Source organism: Candidatus Baltobacteraceae bacterium, assembly GCA_035502855.1.
GTDB lineage: Bacteria > Vulcanimicrobiota > Vulcanimicrobiia > Vulcanimicrobiales > Vulcanimicrobiaceae > Aquilonibacter.
Genome location: DATJTX010000033.1, coordinates 1 through 4,094, shown reverse-complemented (window position 1 = coordinate 4,094; position 4,094 = coordinate 1). Strand labels below are relative to the sequence as shown.

At 63.3% G+C, this 4,094-nt stretch carries 4 protein-coding genes; 3 read left to right on the top strand and 1 reads right to left on the bottom strand.

The features are described from left to right. The first annotated feature begins 144 nt into the window (after positions 1–144). A complete protein-coding gene (locus VMF11_14255; GenBank protein ID HTU71462.1) occupies positions 145–2,199 on the top strand; it encodes an EAL domain-containing protein in 2,055 nt (684 codons plus the stop codon). Here VMF11_14255 and VMF11_14250 read toward each other — a convergent pair. Further along, entirely contained in the window at positions 2,185–2,958 is a 774-nt protein-coding gene (locus VMF11_14250; GenBank protein ID HTU71461.1) for a hypothetical protein, read from the bottom strand. The two genes, VMF11_14255 and VMF11_14250, sit on opposite strands and share 15 nt — an antisense overlap. Before the next feature lie 62 nt (positions 2,959–3,020). On the opposite strand from VMF11_14250, the gene VMF11_14245 reads away from it, so the two are divergent. Further along, complete coding sequence (locus tag VMF11_14245) at positions 3,021–3,533, top strand: adenine phosphoribosyltransferase (protein HTU71460.1); 513 nt, start codon at positions 3,021–3,023, stop codon at positions 3,531–3,533. After that, entirely contained in the window at positions 3,511–3,951 is a 441-nt protein-coding gene (locus tag VMF11_14240; GenBank protein ID HTU71459.1) for a hypothetical protein, read from the top strand. The genes VMF11_14245 and VMF11_14240 overlap by 23 nt, the downstream gene beginning before the upstream one ends. Positions 3,952–4,094 lie beyond the last annotated feature (143 nt).

Genomic DNA, 4,094 nt, shown 5'->3' with positions numbered 1-4,094 from the left:
CGAGGGACTCGAGATGCCGCAGCTCTCGCATCGCTTCAGCCGCAGCGAGTTCACGATCAAGCGCGAGGTGCAGGCCCTTTACGGGATGTTCAACGTCAAATCGCGCAGCGCGCTGCGCGACGTCCTCGAGGAGCGCGGCGTGCTGTGACCGAGTTGCTCGCCGTCGTGCTGTCGGTCGTGGCGACCAGCACCGCGGCGACATTGATCGCGGTCGTCTATATCCGACTGCTCATCCGCCGCCGGTTCGATGAACGGCGCTACAGTGTGCTCGAAAGCGTCCAAGACGGCATCTTCATCGTCGATGACCGCTGGCGCTTTACGCACGTCAACGAAAAAGCCGAGGAGCTGCTCAACTCCACCGCCGCCGATCTGGTCGGCCGTCGCGTCGACAAAGTTCTGGATCCGCTTGCCTCGGATCTGTTGCCGGAGATGCGCAGCGTTCGCAGCAGCAGCATGCCGATCGAACGCACGCAATTCTTCCCCGGCCGCAACACCTGGATCGAAATCCGCATTCAGCCCGCGGCGCAGGAAGTGCTCGTCTACCTTCGCGACGTCAGCGATCGCAAGCGCGCCGAGATCATGTTGCGCGACTCCGAGCGTCGCCTGCGCCTCTTGCTCGAGCAAGTTCCGGCATTGATCTGGACGGTCGATCTGGATCTGCGCTTCACCTCGTTCGTCGGCACGGCGCCTTCGGCGCGCGGCTTTACGCAAGAAGAGCTCGGCGAGGACCGCGTCGAGCAGATTCGGCGGGTCTTCGGCGGCGACTCGCAGCGCTTCGAATCCTTCCACGGCGGCCGCTGGCTGCAGCATCACGTCGAACCGCTGCGCGGTACGAGCGGTTCGATCATCGGTGCGATCGGCATCGCGCTCGACATCACCGAGATGAAGGAAACGGCCGATCATCTGGCGCGGCTCGCGCGCATGGACGCGCTGACCCAGCTTCCCAACCGGCTCGCGCTCGAAGAACAGATGATCGAAATGATCGCGCAGGCGGAAAATCAGGAACAGCGCTTCGGCGTGCTCTTCGTCGATCTCGATCGTTTCAAGACGATCAACGATACGCTCGGACACCGCGCCGGCGACGAACTGCTGCGGCAATTCGCCGTTCGTTTGCGTCGCGCCGTCGATCCGAACGCGAACGTGTTCCGCAGCGGCGGCGACGAATTCATCGTGATGCTCGAACTCGGGCGGACGGTCAGCGTCCCGATGGTCACGGCCGACATCCAGCTTGCGCTGGCGGAGCCTTTCTTCATCGCCGAACGCCAGCTCTTCGTCAGTGCGAGCATTGGCGCAAGCACCTTCCCCGACGACGGCATCAGCGCCGAAGAGCTACTCTCGCGCGCCGACTCCGCGATGTATCGCGCCAAATACAGCGGCCGCACGCGGATCGGATTTTTCGACATCGGCGGCGACGAACAGGCGCCCTACCGTCTTCGCCTGGAACAAGACCTGCACTACGCGATTCCACGCAACGAATTTCATTTGCTCTACCAGCCGATCGTCGATGCGCGCACGCGCGAGACCGTCGGCGCCGAAGCATTATTGCGCTGGCACCACTCGAAACACGGACAGATTCTTCCCGAAGAGTTCATCGCGATCGCCGAAGAGACCGGGCTGATCGTACCGATTTCACGCTGGGTTCTGCGCGAAGCGTGTACGGAAGCGGCGCGCGTACGCGCGATGGGTTATCCGAACTTCCGCATCGCCGTCAATCTTTCCGCGCGCGATTTCAGCGAGGTCGACCTCGGCGATACGATTCGCGACATTCTGGCCGAGACGGGTTTGCCGCCGCAGGGACTCGAGATCGAGATCACCGAGGACATGAAGATCGACGACGTTTCGCTGATGACGATGCGCATGCTCAGCGGCCTTGGCATCAGCATCGTGGTCGACGATTTCGGTGTTGCCTATAGTGCGCTGGGTTATCTCAAGCGCCTGCCGATAAGCGCGGTGAAGATCGATCGCACCTTTATTCGCGACGTCAGCGGTGAGGATGGTCACGATCGTGCGATCGTACGCGCGATCGTTTCACTGGCGCGTTCGCTCGGCTTGGACATCATCGCCGAGGGCGTCGAATCCGAAGAGCAGTGGAAGTTCATCTCGCAGTTGACCTGCGAGCGCGCACAGGGATTCCACTTCGGCCGTCCGGTCGAAGCGGGACAGCTGGTGGAATCGCTGCCGGTGCTACGGGTGGGGTGAGGGCGGCGGCGGAATATTCGGGCACTGATCGTTGAGGCGGGTTCTTCCGTCGGGCGTCGTGTGCGCGATGATGTATTGGATGACCGGCGGTTCGCTCGCGATCTGATCGGGAGGCGGAAACTGGAAGAGCATCGGTGCGCTCGATGCCGGATCGAACGGATCGTCCGCTTCACTTTTGTACTGCCAGGTCCAATCGAGCGGAATCCGTTGCGAGCTTCCGTCGGCATAGTACACGGTGGCAATGATGTCGCTGCGTTCGTAGAAGCCCGTCTGCGCGTCGTAGTGCGCCAGACCGCTGGCTTCGAAGTCGACTGCCCCGCAAATCGCGGCGCCGTTGCCGTTGCCGGCCGTTCCCGTACCGTTGCCGTTGCCGTTCACATCGGAAAGGCTGCCCGCGCCTACGCCGTTCTGCGCGCCGGCGCCTTGGCCGCCGGTCGGAAGCGCGGGCGCAGGCGTAACGAGATGGACTTTCGGCGGTGTCGGCCGCTTCGCTCCAGCGTGTTTGACCGGTTCGACGTGCGCGTGAACGCCGGCGGCGACCACGGCCGGCACGGGGACCTTGACCGGCGGCGGCGTCGGCGTCGGACTGGGCCGGGGCCTTGGCTTGCGGACGATGCGCGCGAGCGTCACGTGTACGATGATCGGGGCTTCGCGTGTTTCGAGCGGCGGCTGTCGCGGAATCAGCATGGCCACCACCTCGTGAAGCGCGATTGCAACCGCGAGCGCAATCGCGAGCCGCCGTCCGTCTTGAGCAGTCACTTTCGACGTAGTCCGTACGACGAAGAGGCTCGTTCCGACCTCTCTCGAAAGCTCGCCCGGCAGTGAAAACGCAAGAACTGATCCGTGCGATCCCAGACTTTCCCATTCCCGGAATCCTCTTTCGCGACATAACACCGCTCCTCAAAGACAAGACCGGCTTTAAGGAAGCGATCGACCTATTCGTCGAGAGGTTCAAGGGCAAAGGAATCAACTACGTAGTCGGTGTCGAGGCGCGCGGATATATGTTAGGCGCGCCGCTCGCGTATGCGATCGGCGCCGGCTTCATTCCGGTGCGCAAGCCGGGAAAATTGCCGTTCAGCAAACTGTCCGAATCGTACGCGCTCGAGTACGGGACCAATTCGCTCGAGATTCACGCCGACGCGCTGTCCGACGGCGATCGCGTCGTGGTCGTCGACGATTTGCTCGCGACCGGCGGCACGGCATCGGCGACGCGCCGTCTGCTCGAACGGCTCGGCGCGCATATCGAGGCTTTTGCGTTCCTGATCGAACTGGAAGCGCTGAGCGGGCGCGATGCATTGCACGGGGTCGACGTTGTTTCGTTCATTCGCTACTAGCACGGCAGCGCTGCTGGCGCTGGCGCTCCTTCCGGTAGCCGCGCCGGCACGGCCGCACCCGACGCCCACCCCGACCGTAACACCCTCGCCGCCGCCGGCGGATCCGGCGATCACGGCGATCGCACGGCACGAGTTCGTCGCCTGGCAGGCCGGCGTGGTGGACAAGAGCCGCTACGCCCCGGAGACCCAGCCCAAGCTCACCGACGAACAGATCGCCAACACCTCACGGGCGCTGGCGGCGCTCGGGGCTTTGGTTCGCACCCAGTGGTGGGGTCCGCTCGGGATCGTCGACGGGCCGGCCGGCGTCAAGGGCTACATCTATCAGATGATCTGTACCGACGGGAAGGTCTACGAGCAGCTCACGATCGACTCGGCGACCGGCAAGATCGACGGGATCTTCTTCCGCGACAAATTATAGCGGTGTACAAGCTCGGCTGGGATGTCCCCCTGAAACTCGTTAGAGATGTCCCTTCGTCGAGATCGCCCGGTAGGTTTGTTTTTTCCAGGGGTGTGTCATCGGCGGGGTGTGTGCCTTTTGGGGATGGTGCGCGCGCGGATCGA